General features: G+C 70.0%; 1 protein-coding gene. It reads left to right on the plus strand.

Features of this window, described 5'->3' with window-relative positions:
* Positions 1-23 precede the first annotated feature (23 nt).
* The coding region (locus IE239_RS41420) for a polyketide synthase dehydratase domain-containing protein (RefSeq protein WP_190154600.1) at positions 24-1,173 on the plus strand (1,150 nt) is incomplete at its 3' end.

Raw genomic sequence — 1,173 nt, forward strand, 5'->3', positions numbered from 1 at the left:
TGGGCCGGCTGCATGCCCGGGGTGTGGAGGTGGACTGGGAGAGGGTGTTCGCCGGGACGGGCGCCCGCCGGGTCGACCTGCCGACGTATGCCTTCCAGCGGCAGCGGTTCTGGCTGAACCCGGCCGCTTCTGGCGGAGACCCGGCCCTGGCCGCCGGACATCCGCTGCTCGACATCGTGGTGGGTGTACCCGAGACGGGTGGCGTCGTTGCCACGGGTCGGTTGTCACTGGCGGCGCTGCCGTGGCTGGCCGACCATGCGGTGTCCGGTGCAGTGTTGCTGCCGGGTGCCGCTCTGGTGGAGCTGGCTGTTCGTGCGGGCGACGAGGTTGGCTCGGGGGTTCTGCGGGAGCTGGTGATCGAGGCTCCGCTGGTGCTTCCCGAGGAGGGGGCGATCCGCCTCCAGGTCTCGGTCGGTGAGGACACCGGCAGCGGAGTCCGGCCGGTCGCGGTGTATTCGCGGGCCGATGACGCCGATGTGGATTCTCCCTGGGTCCGTCATGCGAGCGGGCAGCTCGGCGAAGACGTGTCTGCGGCCGGCGAGGGGTTGAGTGAATGGCCGCCGGAGGGTGCGGTGGCTGTCGACGTTTCGCACCTGTACGAGGAGCTGGCCGACCGCGGATACGGCTATGGGCCGGTGTTTCAGGGGCTGCGTGCGGTGTGGCGTCGGGGCGACGAGGTGTTCGCCGAGGTCGCGTTGCCGGCGGGAGAAGCAGAAGCGGGTGCCGGGTTCGGTCTGCACCCGGCGCTGCTGGACGCCGCGCTGCATGCCGCAGCCTTCTCCGGCGCGCGCGAGTCCGACGGCGACGGGTTGTTCCTGCCCTTCGCGTGGAGTGGTGTGTCTCTGCATGCGTCGGGTGCGTCGTCGTTGCGTGTGTGGTTGAGGTCGACGGGGGCGGAGTCGCTGTCGCTGGAGCTGGCCGACGGTGAGGGTGTTCCGGTGGCGTCGGTGGAGTCGCTTGTGTTGCGGGCAGTCTCCGGGGAGCAGTTGGGGGCGTCCGGTGGTGGGGGTGGTGGGTTGTTCCGGGTGGAGTGGTCGTCTCTGCCGATGGGTGTGGGTGTGGGTGTGGAGGTTGCGGGTGGTGTGGAGGTGTTGGAGGTGCCGTCGGTGGTGCTGGATGCCGGGGGTGTGCGTGAGGTGACGGCTGGGGTTCTGTCTGTGGTGCAGTCGTTCT

Origin of the sequence: Streptomyces humidus (genome assembly GCF_014649655.1) — a bacterium.
Classification (GTDB): domain Bacteria; phylum Actinomycetota; class Actinomycetes; order Streptomycetales; family Streptomycetaceae; genus Streptomyces; species Streptomyces humidus.